Raw genomic sequence first — 17,746 nt, forward strand, 5'->3', positions numbered from 1 at the left:
CTCCTTCTATTCTAATGAACTACAAATTTCAATATAATTACCGTCTGGATCGGCAATGTAAGCAATTGTTTGTCCCCACGGTTTTACGATTGGCTCAACTAGAACTTTCACCCCTTGTTCTTTTAATTTCTCAATCGTTTCCTTTACATCCTCTACAACAAACCCTAACTCAAAATGAGAGGATTGTAGTACACCTTCTGTAAGAGGTAGTCCCGTTAACTCCTTAACATCCTCTCGTGTATTCATCGCTAAAATTGTTGCTCCTGTTTCAAATTCAATATATGTACCGTGCTCTGCTCTTATTGGCAATCTTAAAATTTCTTTATAAAACTGAAGACATTGCTCAAACTTTTCTACATATAAAATAATGTATTTCATTTTTAAGTTCATAATTATTCCCCCTTTACCTTCACCTCTAAAAATTCGACAAATGTTTTTAAAAACCTTGTACCTTATTGAGATGAGCACAAAAAAATGAGGCCGATTTCTCGGCCCCCCAGCTTATTGGCATAAAACAGGAGATTTGGTTTGGACATAACCAGTTCTTACATTTATTATATTTTATTTTTTCTGAATTTTAAATATAATAAACACCTATTTATATTGAGAAAGTTTTTTTACTTGCATAAAATCATACCGCTTAAGAAATGCTACAAATGGAGGTGTATACATATGGAACCAATGCTATGTCCAAGCTGTAAAACGAACCGAACGCGCTTTAATATTCTTGAGCAACAAGTAAAACCAGTAAAGTTAAATCCACAAACTGGTCAAGTAGAAGAAGAATACACAAATGAAACGATGAACGCTTTTCATATGGCTTATCAAGGACCTACTTACCGCGTCCAATGTGCTGTATGTGGGCTTGTTGAAAACCCAGAACAATTTATAAAACCTGCGCAAAATCAGTCTTTCTCATAAAATCATTACTATCCCTTATAGAAATAGATTTTCTTTAAGGGATTTTTCCTTTTAATGAGGTAGTACAAAACGTATTTCTTCCTTATTTTAAACTCCATACTCTTCTGGTAATATTTACATAAGAGAGGTGAATTGAACTACCCCCACTTTCACTTCGTTTAGAAGTGGGGGATTCCTAAGTAAAGAGTTCTATCGAACTCTAATTTATTAGGCTAACCCCGCAGTCCTTGCGGTTAGAAGCCTTATTGCTTCATTCTTTAGATTGATACTTGCGTTAATATCCCTATCATGATGTGTATGACAAGAAGGGCAATCCCATTTACGTAGGTTTAGATTTTTAACGTCTTTGTTTTGATATCCACAACAAGAACATAATTGGCTTGAAGCAAATGTTTTCGATACGACAATGATTTGTTTGCCGTACCATTTTGCCTTATATTCCAACATGGTTCGAAATTGTGACCATGATACCTCACTAATCGCTTTTGCTAACTTATGATTCTTTAACATATTCGATACTTGCAAATCCTCTATACCAATAACATCGTGGTTTTTGATGATTTCAGTCGAGATTTTTTCCAAGTAATCTTTTCTAGCATTTGCCATGTATTCATGAATTCTAGCTACTTTTACTCGTTGTTTATTCCAGCGAGAAGATCCTTTCATTCTTCTAGAAAGAACACGCTGTGCTTTTGCCAACTTCTCTTCTAACGATCGAAAAAACTTCGGATTTTTATAGGTTGTTCCATCTGACAAAATGGCGAAATCTTTTAGTCCCACATCCATTCCAATGTAAGAATTTGTTTTCGGAAGTTCTTGCACTTCTGTTTCAACTAACAATGACACAAAGTATCTACCAGAAGGGTTCCGTCTAACCGTAGCATTTAAAATACGTCCCTTTACTTCACGACTTTTGGCAAATCGAACAAGACCTAGTTTTGGCAATTTCATTTTGTTTCCTACAACGGCAATGTTTTCATTTGTTTGTTTTGTGGTGTAAGATTGTACGTTGTTCTTCTTAGATTTGAAACGCGGGGCACTGTTTTGTTTTTTGAAAAAGCGTGTATAAGCATCCGCAAGGTTGCGAACAGACGACTGAATCGCAATACTATCCACTTCTTTTAGCCAAACAAACTCTTTCTTCAAGGCAGGAAGTTTGGCAGAGCATGTCCCATATGTCAAACCTTTTCCTGTTTCTTTATATGCATGATCCCATAGAGATAGGAAGTGATTGAATACAAAACGAGAACAACCAATCGTTTTATTGATTAGTGTCGCTTGTGATTTATTTGGATAGATACGAAATTTATATGCTTTATTGATCATCATTCATTTCACCCCCATTTCGATATAGTTCTATTATATAACAAACATACATTCGGTGGATAGTGAAGTAACAGTTTATGTATGTCGAACAATTAATATGGCTTTCTGCCATCCCTTGTCCGAAGCCAATTCATCTCCCACCTACTCACTTCGCGTTCCTTGAGGAAGGAGTCTTCTTGGCTAAAATGATAAATGATATTTAATAACAGATTAATGATTCCATCCGCATTACTACTATTAGTTTGCCACATGATCATACTCTACTTTTGGATTTTCGATTGGAAGAAGATAACAACTCCTTACGATCTACCTATATGGATTGTTTCTACTGTTTGCGGCTTTTTACTTTATTACCACTTTAAACATCAGAACACTAATAAAATTGTATTAATAGGTAGTTCATTATTATTAATCGTTTCTTCTTCATTTATGATTTTTTTAGGTATTGTTACTGGGATTACTTTGTAACTGCTAATTCTATGCCTTAAATATATAGTTTTTTATTGTGTAAAAAAGAACGAACAAAATAGAATTACATAAAAATTAAAGAAGATGATTCCAATAATCATCTTCTTTAAAAATCCACTCTTTGTTATAATATTTCGTTTTTCAATTTCTTAATTTTCCAAGAGAGCCTTATAAAGAGATACATATACATACAGCCAACAAACCCCAGCATAACTTTCGCCCAAATTGGCACTCTTGATTCTGTTGAACTTAAAAATGCATTATACATTGAGGGTAATATAGTTATTGAAATAAATGCAAAAAATTGTAGTAATTCCTTCATTTTTTGTACCTTCGTCTCTTTTTCTGAGTAAATGTCAGGTAACTCATTATCATCTTCTACCTCTTTACAAAAATAATTCCATTTCGCAAAACTCGTTACATGTTTCCACCCACACATTTCATATATATCAATATACTCTTTTTGTTTTTCTTTTGAATCTTTATAATCCAATCTAAAATCTGCTTTATATATTACATCTTTCGGCTCAGTTTTCTTAAACGTATACATTATATTATATTTTTGTAATGCCCAACCTTTTTGATGCATTTTTCTTAAAAACGCTTCTTCTTTTTCTAAACTCCATCCCGCGTAAAATTTAAATACCCTTTTTGTCTCCATCTTCCATTCACTCCCCTAATATACTGTTTCCATTCCTTACAGATCTCTGTAACCTGTTATACTCTAGCTCTAACACTTCTCTCCCAAACGGTGTTAACTCATAGCACTTCTTTCTGTCTGTAGAGGCAACTTCAACAATCAATTTCTCTTTTAATAACTTCGTAGTATTCCCGTATAAAGTACCAGGACCGAGCTTTACTTCCCCATTTGTCATCTCTCCTACCATTTGCATAATTCCATAACCATGCATTGGCTTTACAAGTGACAACAATATGTAATATGTCGCCTCAGTTAATGGAATGTATTTTTGCGCTTTCGCATTCATTATAACTACCTCCGATACATCGCTTCATGATATATCGACTTACGATACATCGTATAACGATATTGTATAATCATATTCCAAAATATACAAGTGTAATATTAAAATTAAATATCTATTTCTTCAGATTAAAAAATCATACCAATTTTCTGAATAATTTGTTAAAATATAGAAATATCCACTTTTATTTTGAAAGGAATGATACATATGATAAATAAATTAAAAGAAAACATAGGATCTGTTTTTGTCGGTAAGGAAAATGTAATTGATTTACTCCTCGTTTCACTGCTTGCTGATGGACATGTACTGCTTGAAGACGTACCTGGTACTGGAAAAACATTACTAGCAAAAACAATTTCTAAAAGCATTGGTGGTAATTTTTCTCGCGTTCAATTTACCCCTGATGTACTTCCGAGTGATGTAACAGGTATTGAATATTTCAATCCGAAAACTAGTGAATTCGAGTTAAGGCTTGGACCAGTCGTGACAAACATATTACTTGCGGATGAAATTAACCGTGCGATGCCGAGAACACAGTCTAGTTTGTTAGAAGCGATGGAAGAACGGCAAGTAACGCTTGAAAAGCAGTCTACTCCTCTTCCGAAACCGTTTTTTGTTATTGCGACGCAAAACCCGATTGAATCACAAGGAACTTTCCCTCTTCCAGATGCACAGCTTGATCGCTTTTTAATGACGATTTCAATTGGCTATCCGTCTCCTGAAGATGAGTTAAAAATGATGCGTCGTTTTCGTAACAATGCACCACTAGAAAGCGTCAAATCTGTTATTTCTTTAGAAGACATTTTAGAGACGCAGAAACAAGTGAAAGAAGTATTTGTATCAGAGGCGCTAGAACACTACATTATTAAACTTGCGCAAGCTACTCGAAATCACGATTACATTGCTAACGGTGTAAGCCCGCGTGCCACATTAGCTTTAGTACGCGCAGTTCAAGCACTAGCCTTTTTACGCGGCAGAGAATATTGCACGCCTGAAGATATACAATTTTTAGTTCCTTCCATTTGGAATCATCGTATCGTCTTGTCAATGGAAGGAGCTTTACGTACGACAAAAAATGAATTAATGCAAAGGATATTAAAAGAAGTTGACGTACCTGTGGAGATAGAGCAAGCATGAATGGACAGCGCGTTGTAACTGTACCTTTATTTTTTCAACTCCATATTATTCAATTAACTGTGCCCATCGCTTTACTTTTTACATTTTTTCTGCCGCAACGAATTATTATGTTTCTCTTTTTCTTCTACTATTTATTTGCGATTTTCATTTATAAATATGTCGCTTACATAGAGAAAAGATTTCAAGTTATAAATGAAAAACAAACAACTCGGCTTTTCCCTGATGAATCTGGACAGTTTTTTATTCATTTAAAAAATGGGGCAAATATACCACTCGTTAATGGTGTTTGTTATTTCCATTTAAATTCGTCCCTTATACCGCATAAGGATCAAGGGATTGAACAAATATCAAAAACGTTATTTTCTTTCCCATTTTCTCAACCTGCCCATTCGGCGCAAAAATGGGATTTAACATTAACTGCAACGAAGCGTGGTGTATTTCAAATTGAACAGTTCGAATGTGTATTAAAAGATCCTTTTCATCTTTTAACTGTACATTTACCTGTCTTTGATAAATTAAGAACTGAAATTATTGTGTATCCTTCACCTAAAGAGGTAGCCGGTTTGCAAGAACTTCAGCAACTATTAAACGGTTCTTATCGAACGAATTTCTCTTTTTACAATGATGAAACATCTATTATCGGTGTAAAAAGATATGAACGTGAGTCTTTCCGCTCTATCCATTGGAAAGCATCTGCTAAAATGCAGGAATTACAAGCAAAGCAATATGAGCCTGTAAAAAATTATAGTTGGACGATTTGTCTTTCTTTAGCTGCTGATCGAGGATTCGGTTGGAAAGAGAATATAGAAGACCTTATTTCATTTACCACATACATTTGCCAATACGCAACGAAGCATCAAATACCGTTTGAATTGTTTATTAGTGTATTAGCAGAAGGTGGCCCTCTGCACTTACCATTAAACGAAGGACAAGCGCATTACGGGAAGGCATTAGAGGAATTGGCACGTATTTCAGATGATAGTACGCTACTTCCGAAACAAGGATTTCTTCACTATGTAACGAGAAAGAGGGAGCGCTCGTCTACAATGATATACATTGGTTTGCAGAAGAATGAGCTTCCTCTTCTAACACAACCTACGTTTCTCATTAATAATGAAGGGATGGTGGAACCAGTTGAAAACTTGGCTATATCACATTCATGATTTCATTCTGCTCCTCCTGCTTTCATTATTAACAGAAAGAGATGAACTAATTGGTATTGCTATATTTTTAACAACAGGCTATGTAGGAGTATTTCTTATTCATAAATTAATGAAGAAAAAAACAACAGGATTTGTAATACTGTTAGTTCTTCAAATAGTCGGTTTTTCTTTATTTCTACCTTTTTCTCTTTTTGGCACAATCATATTACCACTATTTTTCTTTATCGTACAAGCGGTCGGACCTGGATATCCAGTTCAAAAATCGCTAGGTGGTATTGTATGGTTTGTCGTTTCAGCTATATTTTATGCACCCTTTCCACCGTTATGGAAATTATTAATGTTAGCCTTACATCTTATGATTACATTTTGGCTAACCGGGGCAAATCGCAAACAACAACTATTACGTTTTGCTTCTATTATTACGATTGGCGTAATAAGTATATTAATTGTTCAAGTGTTTCCTTTTATTCGACTTATTTTTGGTTTTATGACGGAAGTTATCGCATTAGGAGTCGGCTATGCTCTAATACCATTAATTAAAGCAGCGGAAGCAAAAGATACTGAAGGTGTTTGGGCAAATAAAGGACATCTCTTAAAACCACGAATTGAAGACGGGAAAAAACTTCCTGATTTTGACCCAATACTCATAAATAGCATTACAATATTGGTCTGCACAACTATCGCTATTTATGTCGTTTGGAAAATAGTAAAAAAACGAAAACATTTAAGTTTACCAAATATGCCTGTCTTTGAATCTACAATCATTACTGATAAAGAAGGAATTAGTCAAAAACGAATGAAGCGGAATAAACCACCACATAACGAAATTCGAAGAGAAATTTTCAAACTGGAGAGTAAACTATCCCCTCCTTTAAACCGTGAACGAGGAGAAACTGTTGAGGCTTGGTTAGAAAGAATAAAACATGAAGAAGATGTAAATATTAAGAGTCATATTATTATAGATGCGTATAATGCAGTACGTTATTCAAATCGCGAAGATACTATACTTCTGCATGAATTTAAGGAAGAGGTTCATAAGCTTTATGCGTATCAGAAGAGTTTAAAGAAGAAGAGAAAATGATGTATACAAAAAGACTCCTATTAAACTAGGAGTCTTTTTGTGTAAAAGTCCACGTTGCTTTTCACAAATTATGCTTTTTTTCCTGCTTCAATTTCTAAAGATTCTTCATGCCACCAAAGTGTTTCTTCAGGATCCTCTTTAGCAATTTGATGTGCTTCTTTTTTCGATTCTACAGTAGGGTAAGAACCTTTTAGTGCACGTCCTGATGTTGTGACAAACAGTACACTAAACACAATTAATCCAATTACACTTACACCTGTTAAATAAAATGCTGGTGCCAGTGGATTACCAGTAGCATGAACTAAGTATGAACATACAAGCGGTGTCGTCCCGCCAAATATAGATACAGAAATATTAAAGGAGATAGAAAGCGCACGATAACGTACATCGGTGAAAAAGAGTGCTGGTAATAACGAAGGCAATGTTCCTTCATATACACTAAGGAAGAAACCTAAAATAAAAATACCCGCAAACATGGCTACAATATGTCCGTTACCAATTAATAAAAATGCTGGAATTGAACATAATGCTAAACCAAGTAAACCAATTTGCACTACGCGTTTATTACCTACTTTATCACTTAATTTACCGAAATAAAGTGCCAGTGGAATCATAAGTGCCATCGTGATTGAAATAATTAATAAGCCAGTTGTTTCTTTGACTTTTAGTACTTGTGTTAAATAAGAAGGAATATACGAAAGGATCATATAGTTTGTAATGTTAAAGAAGGCAACAATTACTGTGCTTAATAAGAAGTCTTTTTTGTGATATTTTAATATATCCATAAATGAAAATTGTTCGTTGTCTTCAGATTCCTCTTGTGCTTTTTCCATCTCTTGAAAGATTGGAGATTCATCTAAATGACGTCGTAAATATAAACCGACCAAACCGATTGGTGCAGCAATTAAGAAAGGAATACGCCATCCCCAGCTGAGCATTTGCTCATCTGTTAATAATAACGTCAAAATGGTAACAATTACCGAGGCAGCAATGTAACCTGAGAGTGTTCCAATTTCAAGACCACTACCGAGTATACCACGCTTTTTATCTGGAGAAGATTCTGCGATATAAACCATCGCTCCTGAATATTCGCCGCCTGTAGAGAAGCCTTGAATCATTCGAGCAATTAAAAGTAGTATTGGTGCCCATACACCAATTTGTTCATAGGTTGGTAGTAATGCGATGAATAATGTAGAAAGTGCCATTAAAATAATAGTTGTACTTAAAACAATCTTTCGGCCATACTTATCTCCTATTCTACCAAAGAAAATACCTCCGATTGGTCGAACGAGAAAGGCCGCTGCAAATGTACCAAATGTAAGTACAAGTTGCAAACCACTATTATCCACACCTGAGAAGAATAATTGACTTAAAATTACCGCTAAATACGCGTATAATCCAAAGTCAAACCACTCCATTGCATTCCCAATGCCAGTAGCAATAACTGCTTTTTTCGCTTGTTTAGAATTGACAATATTAACGTCTTGAGGTTCAAAATTTAAATCATTATTTTGTTGCATATAGTAAAACAGCTCCTTATTTAATTTAACTTCTTTAAGCACACCTTCTCTTACTAGAATAAATTCAATACGAAGCACTTAAGGAAAAGCAACGTCTCCTTATCTGTTATTATTGTTTCATATAATTAATTATTTGTCCAATGAGATGCTTCCTATGTTAAGTAATTTACTATTTTAAAAAGCTGAAGAAGGCGCTATACGAGTACCTTTTTCAGCTTTTTATTTTAATACGTAAATTTATTTTTTTCACCCCTATTTTCTTCTTATTTGAATTAAAAATAAGGTACTTTTTTATAAAGTTTTTTAAACACTCGCTATAGCTGATAAGCTATGAATACAGGAGATAAACTCATAAATAAATGCATCAATTTCTTCTTTAGTAATTATATATGGAGGAAGTAAACGGATGATGTTCCCTTGTGTAACATCAACTAACATTCCTTTCTCCATTAGCTCCACCTGTAATTTCTTAACATTTTCATTCTTATCATTCAAACTAATTCCAAACATCATTCCAGCATGACGTACTTCCTGAATATAATAAGAATTTTCTTTCTGAATTTCTTGCAATTTATCATTTAGATAGTGTGATGTTTCATACGCTTCTTGCATTAAACCATCGTCAATCAATGTATTTAAAACCGTTAACCCTAAAGCCGTTCCCATTGAAGAATGAGCAAACGTTGTGCCGTGATCTCCTGGTGCAAATACATCACATAACTTTTCACCTACAATAATTCCGCCAAGCGGTATCCCGCCTCCTGCTCCTTTACCTATTTGAATAATATCCGGTGTAATATTAAAATTTTGATAAGCAAATAGTTTTCCAGTTCTGCCCATACCACTTTGTACTTCATCAACGATAAGAATGACATTATATTTATCACATAAGTTTTGAACACCATGTAAATATTCACTTGATAAAGGGTATATCCCCCCGCTACCTAATACAGGCTCTAGCATAATCGCAATTGGATTTTCTTTAACAATTGTTTCTTCTAATTGCTCTATATTCTCGCGCTCTACTTCATATACAGGAATCGATGTTTTAGGGAAATTTTGATATACACTTGCTTGTCTCGTAAAATGAAGTGCCCCTAAAGTACGCCCGTGGAAGCTATTCTTCAGCACTACGATTCCTTCACGTTCCTCATGCGTATTAGCTCTATATTTATCAATTAATTTTAACGTTGTTTCTGTCGCTTCCGTACCAGAGTTTGTAAAAAATACTTTTCCATTTTTTAAAGAGCAATCAACTAATTTCTTTGCATACTCAATCGCAACTGGGTTTAAAAAATGAAATGGGAGATGCAGAGATTTCGTAACTTGTTCCATGGTCGTTTGCACAATTTTAGGATGATTGTATCCTAATACGTTTACCCCTACACCAGAAAACATATCTAAATACTCTTTACCCTCCACATCATACAGTTTACAACCTTCTCCTCTTTCTATCGCAACCTCCGTACGACAATACGTAGGCATCATATATTCTTTATCTAATTGAAACCAATCCGACATGTTAAATTCCTCCTAATTATTTTCCCTATTTTTCATGTTCATTATCTATAAAGTCATTTTTAAATTAATTTTAAGATTGAAATTTTAATAGTGGTTCTCTTCCACCTTTTTACTAAAACGTGTTATTTCTCTTTCCGATATTCATTTTTCCATAATTTCTTCTATTTCAACAGGTCCACTACATATACGTTTTTTTCATCTAGCGGTATGTTACTACTTTGAACTTTGTATGTAATACATAATCAAGACTAAAGAATCATATTTAGTAACAATCGACGAAAAAAATTTGGAGGCTATATCGATGAATGAAAAATATGATAAACAGAGGCAATCTTTATTAGGAGAAGACTTAAATAAACATCGAGAACTTAATGAACCAGCTAAACTTCACTCTCAAACTGTCGGTTCACGTGGACCTGTTCTCAAGCAAGATAGTGTACTACACGAAACGTTACAAGAATTTATTCATGAAAAAATTGTAGAAAGACCTGTTCATGTAAAAGGTTTTGGGGCATTCGGTTATTTTCAAACGATATATCCGATGTCTGAACATACAAAGCTGAGTTTTTTACAACATTCAAATGAGAAAGTTCCTGTTATGGTACGGTTTTCGTTAGCTGTTAGTACGAAAGGAACACCAGATACTTCTAGAAATGTACGCGGCTTTTCTACAAAATTTTATACAAAAGAAGGCATTTTCGATCTTTTATGTAATCACATTCCTGTCTTTTCTGTTCGTGATCCGATGCGTTTCCCTGAAACGATTAAAGCGTTGTTGCCTTCACCTAAAAATAACTTAATAGATCCGGATAGATTTTGGAGTTTTGTCGCTAGAGCACCCGAATCAATTCATTTTGTTGTCCGTTTATACTCTGATGCCGGTACGGCAAAGAGTCTTCGCCACATTCCAGGACATAGTGTAAATACATACGTTTGGAGAAATGCTGAAGGCAATCGAAAGTACGTAAAGTATCATTGGTATCCTTTTGAAGGTGTACAATTCATTACTAGTGAGGAAGCTAATAAACTAGCTGCTGAAAATCCGGATTATAGTGGGAAAGATTTATATGATGTAATTGAGGCTGGTAAATCAGTGGAGTATGGTTTATACGTCCAGCTCATGGATCCAAAAGATGAAGCACATCTTTCTTATGATCCTTTAGATGATACAAAAGTATGGGACGAAAAGGCGTACCCTCTCATACCAGTCGGTAAAATGGTATTAAATAAAAATCCTGAAAATTATATGGAACAAGTAGAAAAAGTCGCCTTCTCTCCTTCTAATTTACTAGATGGTGCAGAACTATCTGACGATAAAATGTTGCAAGGCCGCGCTAATATTTATAGCGATTCTCAAAGACGAAGAATTGGTCCTGAATTTCGTAAATTAACGATTAACCAGCAGCAAGATTGGACACCTGCTAATCAAGTAACAAGCGGTGACGGAAGATATGTTGAGGGCACACTTGAAAGAACTTCTGTAACTAAGCAAGATGACTTTGGGCAGGCTGGTGAATTTTATGAAAAGTTAACACAAATAGAGAAAGAACACCTTGCTGAAAATTTAGCTAGTGATTTGAACGTTATATCCGATGATATTAGGAAGATAGTTTTGGGGTATTTCGATCAAGTATCAACTGATTTGAAAACAAGCATTGGGACAAAAATGAAAGAGCATTAAGAAGATTAAAACATGCTTTACGAATGAGAATTCAAATCTATATTAATTATTTTCTTGTCAAAATCCAATGAGGTTATATAATTTAAAAATATAAAACCAATATACCCCTGTTCTAATTATAGAACAGGGGTATATTGAAGTAGTTTAATATTTAACATTAAATACTTTACTTCGCTAAAAAATATAACTAGCAGCCTCTCAAACCAACTATAGTGAACTATTTTACTTCCACTGTATAATTCCCTGTTCCCCCGCCATATTTATATACACTTAAGTAATATTTCCCTGGCTTCGCATTATAATTTCCAAGCAATTTGTTTCCATCACGTTTAGTTGCATAAGCTACATAATTATTTAGATCTGATTCAGAATATAATACCCAGTTCATTCCAAGGTTTTGTTCGTTCGTAACAGAAATCTGTAAATCTTTTTGATCCTTTACATCGATAACAAATTTATCCCCCTGATCTTGATCGCTTAAGTTTCCTCTTAATAAAGTGTTCAAAGATAGTGGATTCGCTGTATCAAATGAATTATTCGGTTCTTTTTCTACAGCCGTACCTTCTTCCGTATTCACTCCGCTAAATACAATATCATATTCAAATTGTCCAGCATTATTAACACGGTAATTTACAAAATAAGCAGTCAATGTTTTATAACCAGTCCACTCTTTTCCTGAAAGACGTTTCAACATATCATTTGTTGCTTGGTTCATCACTTTCCAGTCCTCAATTTCTCCTTTTGCCGCACTTCCTGTATATGTCCCCTGTAGTGTAAATGTATTAAAGAATTGTGATTTATTTTTTGTTACTTTCACATTTTTTAACTTTGCTTCATTTGTGATATCTGATGTAACATCCGAAATCGATTTTGGATCATGCTGCGCTAAGTACTCATCTGATACTTGTGGAATTGTATACTTATCGCGATTATCAATAAGCATTTGCATATAAGATTGATAGTCTTCATTTAATTTATTATCTTTGCTTAATGTAGAACGATATGCGTCGTAACTTGAAACATCATTTGCACGAATTAAATCATGCACTTTATCGAACATTTCAGGACGGTTATTGTACATATATGATTGCAATGCAAACGAATAGTTATAAAAATCCCACGTTCCATACTTCGCATTTAATGTTTGTGCTGCTGTATAACGTTTTGCAGGATCATAAGATAATCCACCAATTATACTTTTTCGTGGTACTACACTATCTAATCGCGTTGAACCTGCAAAAAACTCTGCATTCCCTTCTTCAAACCATGTTAAACGTTCATTTTGATACATTTCCCCTTGGCCCCATAATCCCTGAACCTCGTATCTTCCCTGTAAGTAGTGCGTAAATTCATGGCGGAACAATTCTTCCAAACTATAAATACTTTGCTCTGGTGTACGCTCATATGTAAAGAAAGTTCCCGTTCCTTCAATGTACATTCCACCATTATTCGTTTCATATCCATACAATTGACGGTTAAATTGATATTCATCTGGACTATTATAAATAACCATCGTTAACACATCATCAACATGTCCACTTTCAAGTGGTTTATCACTACCAACTGTACGATAAAATTGAGAGCGTACTTCTTTTGCAGCCCAGTATAGACGTTTAATTTTCTCTTCGCTAACTTTATCCCCTGTTTTAAAGACAATAGCTCCATCATCAAACGTATACGTTTTCGGTAAATATTTCTTTTTACCCTCTTCTCGAATTTGATCTAAACTTATTGTTTTTCCGTTCGCATCTACTCCTCCGTAATTTGTAGTAATTTGTTCTGCTGCAACAAAATATTGCTCCCCTAAATGTGGATAAATCCGCATCGCTTCTGTAACAACTTGCTGGCCTTTTGTTGGTGTACTATAAAGCTTGCCTAATCGACCAGCATAGTAAATTCCATTATTAATTAACCATCCGTTTTTATTTGTTACAGTGCCAATTAGTGCAAAACGATTTACTTCATTAATAAAGTTATCAATATTGCGATACCACATCGTATCTTTTGGCTCTTTTCCAGTCGTGTACATATCCGTCTGAATATCAAAGTCAATTCCCTTCATCAACTCATAAATAGCGTCTCCTTTCGTTCGGTCTTCAATGAAAGTTGCAAGATTATCGTTATATTGTTTAAAAATTTCACCTGCATATAAAACCGTTTCAACATCAGCCGATGCATTTCCAATTAATTTTCCATATGATGAAATAACTTTATTTTGTTCTGATGTACCAAGTTTGAAATTCGGATTTTTTGCAATTGTTTTTAAAGCCGGTAAACATTTATCATGGTAGCTACGCTCATTTAGTTTGCTTAATTCATCATGGTAAAAACCTAAATAAAATGCTGCACGTAGAGCTTCTACTAATGTTTCAATCCCTTTTGAATCATCTTTCGTATAAGCTTGTCCTTGTTCTGCTAGTTTATTAATAATCGCTTGCATTCGGCTATCATCTTGATAGAATTTGAGACTATCACTATTAAACTGAAATAATTCCGGAATTTGATACCAATTAATTGTCACAAGAAGATCAGTTAATTGTTTGTTACTTAATTGATTTAACTCAGCCATCGAATACTTTTTTTCTTCAGCTAACGGTTTAACATCCTTGTTTGGTGCTAGCGGACGCTGCGATAAATCCGATAACTTTAACCGTTTTGTAAAAGATGCATTTTCTTGTACTGTTGAAGAGTGCGCCAACTCATCAACAGATTTTTGTATTCCTACCGGCTCCATTTGTAATACGCTCTTCACATTTTTCTCTTTTGTCTCTGCTTGAATTTGCAAACCATTACATGATATTGTCACTAGTCCCACACCAAGAATCAGCTTAGAAATTTTCGAATATTTAACCATACCATTGCCCCCTAATTATTTTAAATAAAATTCAGAATATTAAAACTAGAACATACTTATTTGTATGTATTTACAGTTCCGCTATAAATACAAGTATGATCAATGATGCAATAGTAGCTTGTTTTATACTATTACGAATACAGATTCCTTACATACAATTCCCCTTCCTTACATTTAATATAAGCAAAAACTGTGCCAATGCTATTTCTTATAAATAGCCAACATTCTTTTATTAATACTGTAGAATAAAATATACATAGATGGTTCAGCACTGTATAAATCTTTTGACACAAAATCTAATTTTTATGAAGAATAAATTCATTGAATGTTATGTTCATTAGCCAGTAAATAATTTTCAACTAACAACATCCCAAATTTTTAAATCTCTCAAAAAAAGGTAAACAAACATATTACATAAAGCTAATATGTTTATTTACCTTTTCCTATTTCAAATCAACAGAAAATATCGTTGGATAAAAACAGCATTAATAAGTATTTTGTTATTCATTTCTCTTTTTCAGATAATCTTTTTCACATTGTAACGGTTTGTATTCCACTATTTTTCCTGGCTTCTTTTTCGTTTCGGTAACGATCCACTCCCCTTTTTCAAGGTTTAAGCGTTTCATAACATTTGTATCGTCTATTTCTTTATAAAGTAAAAATGCTTCAAGCGGCTTTACAAACAACCTAGGCTCTCCTCTATATCCACCACTTTCAAAAGCTTTAGTTAACGAATTATAATAAGTATCATTTTCCCGTCCACCATACATGAAGTGCGCAGCGTCTAAATCTCTTTTACTGACTTCCATAAACCCACTCTCATCAATCTTCAAATTAAAAGCGGATTGAATATCCTTCATTATATTTCTCACATACTTTTCATCACGTATTTTACTTTCTTCCAGACAATCCGAAGAAAGCCTTGGTACATCTGTTTGAGAATGTACAACCTGTTGAATAGATACACACAAAATAAATATACTTAAAACATACAATAGTTTTTTCATATTTAAACATCACTTCAAGTAATTTAGATACTATATTATTTGAGGCTTAAGATATTCTTATGCTAGTAATGTGAAAGGTCCTATAAAATATACTTTTTATAGGACCTTTCCTTTTAATATTGGTTTATTAAATTTTCCGGCGAAGCAAGTACCTTACTACTTTTCACATCATATAATCCTATAGGTGTTACCCGTATAAAAGGCAAGTGCGTCGCAGAAAAGAATAAAATCGTAAATGCTGGATCATTATAGGTGTATCCTCGCTCTTGTAGTAATTCCACCATTTTTTTCTCTTTCTGTATTAATTCACTCATTTTCAAATTAGACATAATCCCGAGCAATGGTAATGCAATTTCGTGTAACACTTCATTTCTTTCCGCTATTACCATTCCCCCGCCAAGCTCTTTTACTCTATGAAAAGCTGTAAGCATATCTTCTTTCCTTTTTCCAATAAGAATGATGTCACCTGTACCGGAATAAGAGCTAGCAAGACCTCCTAATCCATTCGCAAAACCTTTCACAACTGTATTCACTCGCCAAGTGCCATCACGAGCAATCATCATAAGGAAACATTCATCATGCTCAATAGAAAGTTCTTCACCGTTTAAGTCGATTTCAGTTACATATGGTTTTGAAATAACATCATTTAATAATTTTATACCTGTTGTTTCAGAAAAAATCATATCTTCTTTCTTTAAAGACCAGTCTAATGATAATGGAGTTACTTTGAATTTACTCCAGTCTATATGTAATGATGCATTTTTGTTTATTCCGTCACGCTTCATCCATTTCCCCTTTGCAATTACACTTATTGGAATCGGATTTTCTTTACTTTCCAAAATATTAATATTTGCAATTCTTCCTGTCGCGATCGCGCCGTGTAAATGCTCCATATTATAATAACGAGCAATGTTATAGCTTGCCATATTATAGGCATCAATTACTGGTATTCCTTGCTTTATCGCGATTTCTATCATCCTATTCGTCATTCCGTTTTCATAAAATGACGGATGTGAACCATCTGTTGTGAACATGAATCTATCAAATTTCTTGACACCTAATTCCAGCAATTCTTTCAGTAAAACTTCTAAATCTGGACGGATAGAAGAGTTTCTAAGAGTAACGGTGTAACCTTGCATAAGACGTGTTAATGCTTCCTGCCCCGTCATCGCTTCATGATCGCAATCCGTACCTAGTAACTTTAACTTCGCTAACGTTGATTCAGATGCTCCCGGAAAATGACCTTCTACTTTTTTCTGTAACCGCTTTGTTTCCTGTACCCAATTTAACATCTCATCATCGCCATTTAATAGTTTTGGCCATGCTGTTAACTCGCCGCCCTGAAGAACATCTTCATGCTTCAGCCACTCCATTATTTCTTCACTATTAAATAAAGATTCCCCATTTTGCAGTTCAGTCTGTCCATCAAAACGACACCACCAATACATACTTGCTGGAATCTTTTTAAATTCATCTAACAAACGAAATGCTTCTTCACGTTGTAACGTGAAAAACAAAGTTAAATTATCATTAATAAAAGTCGTTGTCCCAAACTGCATCGCATAATTTGCTAAAGTTTCAGGATTATATAATTGATATGGATGTGCATGCGGTTCTATGTAACTAGGAACTACATACTTTCCATCACAATCAATGACTTCACATTCGTGTAGTTGCTCTGGCAGTTTTTCTCCTACATATATAATGCGGTCATCATAGATCCAAATATTTGCTTGCACCCACTCGTGCATATAGGAATTTAAATATGTTGCATTCTTGAATAAAATGTGCGGGCTTCTTGTGCCATCTATTACTTCAACATGTTCTCGTAATTGTGTGTTACTCCATCTAAACTGATTTTGTCCCAATGTATTTCACTCCACATCAATTTACTTTTATTTATTAAAACAAAAATAATTAACTAACTAAAGTATTCTCCATTCATAACTCCCCTGTATATCCCCTATACCCTTTATTATATGGAATGATTACAAAAATAACAATTTTCAAAATTTATAAACATACCTCTTTGATCCTCAATAAAAAGGATGTCTTATAACCGACATCCTTTTTTATACTAAACT

The 17,746-nt window shown here is 34.1% G+C and carries 14 protein-coding genes and 1 pseudogene; 6 read left to right on the forward strand and 9 right to left on the reverse strand.

The features are described 5' to 3' along the window. Positions 1-6: 6 nt before the first annotated feature. Positions 7-390, reverse strand: a complete 384-nt coding sequence (locus SB773_RS14595; RefSeq protein ID WP_002084828.1) for a VOC family protein — start codon at positions 388-390, stop codon at positions 7-9. Positions 391-672: 282 nt separating this feature from the next. Here SB773_RS14595 and SB773_RS14600 point away from each other — a divergent pair, with 282 nt between their 5' ends. Beyond that, a complete protein-coding gene (locus tag SB773_RS14600) occupies positions 673-921 on the forward strand; it encodes a hypothetical protein (RefSeq protein WP_000433610.1) in 249 nt (82 codons plus the stop codon). 207 nt (positions 922-1,128) lie between these two features. Here SB773_RS14600 and tnpB read toward each other — a convergent pair whose 3' ends face one another. Beyond that, positions 1,129-2,250 (reverse strand): IS200/IS605 family element RNA-guided endonuclease TnpB, encoded by a 1,122-nt coding sequence (gene tnpB / locus SB773_RS14605; protein WP_410590550.1) that lies wholly within the window; start codon positions 2,248-2,250, stop codon positions 1,129-1,131. 189 nt (positions 2,251-2,439) lie between these two features. Here tnpB and SB773_RS14610 point away from each other — a divergent pair. Next, a pseudogene (locus tag SB773_RS14610) lies at positions 2,440-2,735 on the forward strand (hypothetical protein). Positions 2,736-2,839: 104 nt separating this feature from the next. On the opposite strand, the gene SB773_RS14615 reads toward SB773_RS14610, so the two are convergent. Both SB773_RS14615 and SB773_RS14620 read right to left on the reverse strand, forming a co-directional pair. Beyond that, on the reverse strand, positions 2,840-3,376 hold the full coding sequence (locus SB773_RS14615) for a DUF2812 domain-containing protein (RefSeq protein ID WP_410590552.1): 537 nt from the start codon (positions 3,374-3,376) through the stop codon (positions 2,840-2,842). Positions 3,377-3,383: 7 nt separating this feature from the next. Further along, positions 3,384-3,701 carry a PadR family transcriptional regulator gene (locus SB773_RS14620; RefSeq protein ID WP_044438207.1) on the reverse strand — a complete coding sequence of 106 codons (318 nt, stop codon included), beginning with the start codon at positions 3,699-3,701 and terminating at the stop codon, positions 3,384-3,386. A 204-nt stretch (positions 3,702-3,905) separates the two neighbouring features. On the opposite strand from SB773_RS14620, the gene SB773_RS14625 reads away from it, so the two are divergent. Genes SB773_RS14625 through SB773_RS14635 form a run of 3 tightly spaced genes read left to right on the forward strand, consistent with a single transcriptional unit; the run spans position 3,906 to position 7,079 of the window. Next, a complete protein-coding gene (locus SB773_RS14625; RefSeq protein WP_410590554.1) occupies positions 3,906-4,835 on the forward strand; it encodes an AAA family ATPase in 930 nt (309 codons plus the stop codon). Next, positions 4,832-5,998 carry a DUF58 domain-containing protein gene (locus SB773_RS14630; RefSeq protein ID WP_410590556.1) on the forward strand — a complete coding sequence of 389 codons (1,167 nt, stop codon included), beginning with the start codon at positions 4,832-4,834 and terminating at the stop codon, positions 5,996-5,998. The genes SB773_RS14625 and SB773_RS14630 overlap by 4 nt, the downstream gene beginning before the upstream one ends. Next, a complete protein-coding gene (locus SB773_RS14635; RefSeq protein ID WP_410590558.1) occupies positions 5,970-7,079 on the forward strand; it encodes a DUF4018 domain-containing protein in 1,110 nt (369 codons plus the stop codon). The genes SB773_RS14630 and SB773_RS14635 overlap by 29 nt, the downstream gene beginning before the upstream one ends. A gap of 68 nt (positions 7,080-7,147) precedes the next feature. On the opposite strand, the gene SB773_RS14640 is transcribed toward SB773_RS14635, so the two are convergent. Together SB773_RS14640 and SB773_RS14645 are read right to left on the reverse strand one after the other, a co-directional pair. Beyond that, positions 7,148-8,599, reverse strand: a complete 1,452-nt coding sequence (locus SB773_RS14640) for an MFS transporter (protein ID WP_012261183.1) — start codon at positions 8,597-8,599, stop codon at positions 7,148-7,150. A gap of 303 nt (positions 8,600-8,902) precedes the next feature. Continuing rightward, positions 8,903-10,120: an aspartate aminotransferase family protein gene (locus tag SB773_RS14645; protein WP_088292127.1), complete on the reverse strand. Its 1,218-nt coding sequence runs from the start codon at positions 10,118-10,120 to the stop codon at positions 8,903-8,905. Between the two features lie 301 nt (positions 10,121-10,421). Between SB773_RS14645 and SB773_RS14650 the strand changes: the two genes are divergently transcribed. Continuing rightward, positions 10,422-11,801 carry a catalase gene (locus SB773_RS14650; protein WP_410590560.1) on the forward strand — a complete coding sequence of 460 codons (1,380 nt, stop codon included), beginning with the start codon at positions 10,422-10,424 and terminating at the stop codon, positions 11,799-11,801. A gap of 217 nt (positions 11,802-12,018) precedes the next feature. Here SB773_RS14650 and colA read toward each other — a convergent pair whose 3' ends face one another. The 3 genes from colA to SB773_RS14665 form a co-directional block, all read right to left on the reverse strand. After that, entirely contained in the window at positions 12,019-14,655 is a 2,637-nt protein-coding gene (gene colA / locus SB773_RS14655) for a collagenase ColA (RefSeq protein ID WP_410590562.1), read from the reverse strand. Positions 14,656-15,155: 500 nt separating this feature from the next. After that, positions 15,156-15,662 (reverse strand): hypothetical protein, encoded by a 507-nt coding sequence (locus tag SB773_RS14660; RefSeq protein ID WP_410590564.1) that lies wholly within the window; start codon positions 15,660-15,662, stop codon positions 15,156-15,158. Positions 15,663-15,775: 113 nt separating this feature from the next. Continuing rightward, complete coding sequence (locus SB773_RS14665; protein ID WP_410590566.1) at positions 15,776-17,530, reverse strand: adenine deaminase C-terminal domain-containing protein; 1,755 nt, start codon at positions 17,528-17,530, stop codon at positions 15,776-15,778. Positions 17,531-17,746: the final 216 nt, after the last annotated feature.

It is taken from the genome of Bacillus sp. SIMBA_074 (assembly GCF_046534555.1).
GTDB classification, from domain to species: Bacteria; Bacillota; Bacilli; order Bacillales; family Bacillaceae_G; genus Bacillus_A; species Bacillus_A mycoides.

What these genes read in the sequence shown, in the direction of transcription:
- SB773_RS14595 (WP_002084828.1), bottom strand. Translation starts at nt 390, where the DNA reads ATGAACTTAAAAATGAAATACATTATTTTATATGTAGAAAAGTTTGAG.
- SB773_RS14600 (WP_000433610.1), top strand. Translation starts at nt 673, where the DNA reads ATGGAACCAATGCTATGTCCAAGCTGTAAAACGAACCGAACGCGCTTT.
- tnpB (WP_410590550.1), bottom strand. Translation starts at nt 2,250, where the DNA reads ATGATGATCAATAAAGCATATAAATTTCGTATCTATCCAAATAAATCA.
- SB773_RS14615 (WP_410590552.1), bottom strand. Translation starts at nt 3,376, where the DNA reads ATGGAGACAAAAAGGGTATTTAAATTTTACGCGGGATGGAGTTTAGAA.
- SB773_RS14620 (WP_044438207.1), bottom strand. Translation starts at nt 3,701, where the DNA reads ATGAATGCGAAAGCGCAAAAATACATTCCATTAACTGAGGCGACATAT.
- SB773_RS14625 (WP_410590554.1), top strand. Translation starts at nt 3,906, where the DNA reads ATGATAAATAAATTAAAAGAAAACATAGGATCTGTTTTTGTCGGTAAG.
- SB773_RS14630 (WP_410590556.1), top strand. Translation starts at nt 4,832, where the DNA reads ATGAATGGACAGCGCGTTGTAACTGTACCTTTATTTTTTCAACTCCAT.
- SB773_RS14640 (WP_012261183.1), bottom strand. Translation starts at nt 8,599, where the DNA reads ATGCAACAAAATAATGATTTAAATTTTGAACCTCAAGACGTTAATATT.
- SB773_RS14645 (WP_088292127.1), bottom strand. Translation starts at nt 10,120, where the DNA reads ATGTCGGATTGGTTTCAATTAGATAAAGAATATATGATGCCTACGTAT.
- SB773_RS14650 (WP_410590560.1), top strand. Translation starts at nt 10,422, where the DNA reads ATGAATGAAAAATATGATAAACAGAGGCAATCTTTATTAGGAGAAGAC.
- colA (WP_410590562.1), bottom strand. Translation starts at nt 14,655, where the DNA reads ATGGTTAAATATTCGAAAATTTCTAAGCTGATTCTTGGTGTGGGACTA.
- SB773_RS14660 (WP_410590564.1), bottom strand. Translation starts at nt 15,662, where the DNA reads ATGAAAAAACTATTGTATGTTTTAAGTATATTTATTTTGTGTGTATCT.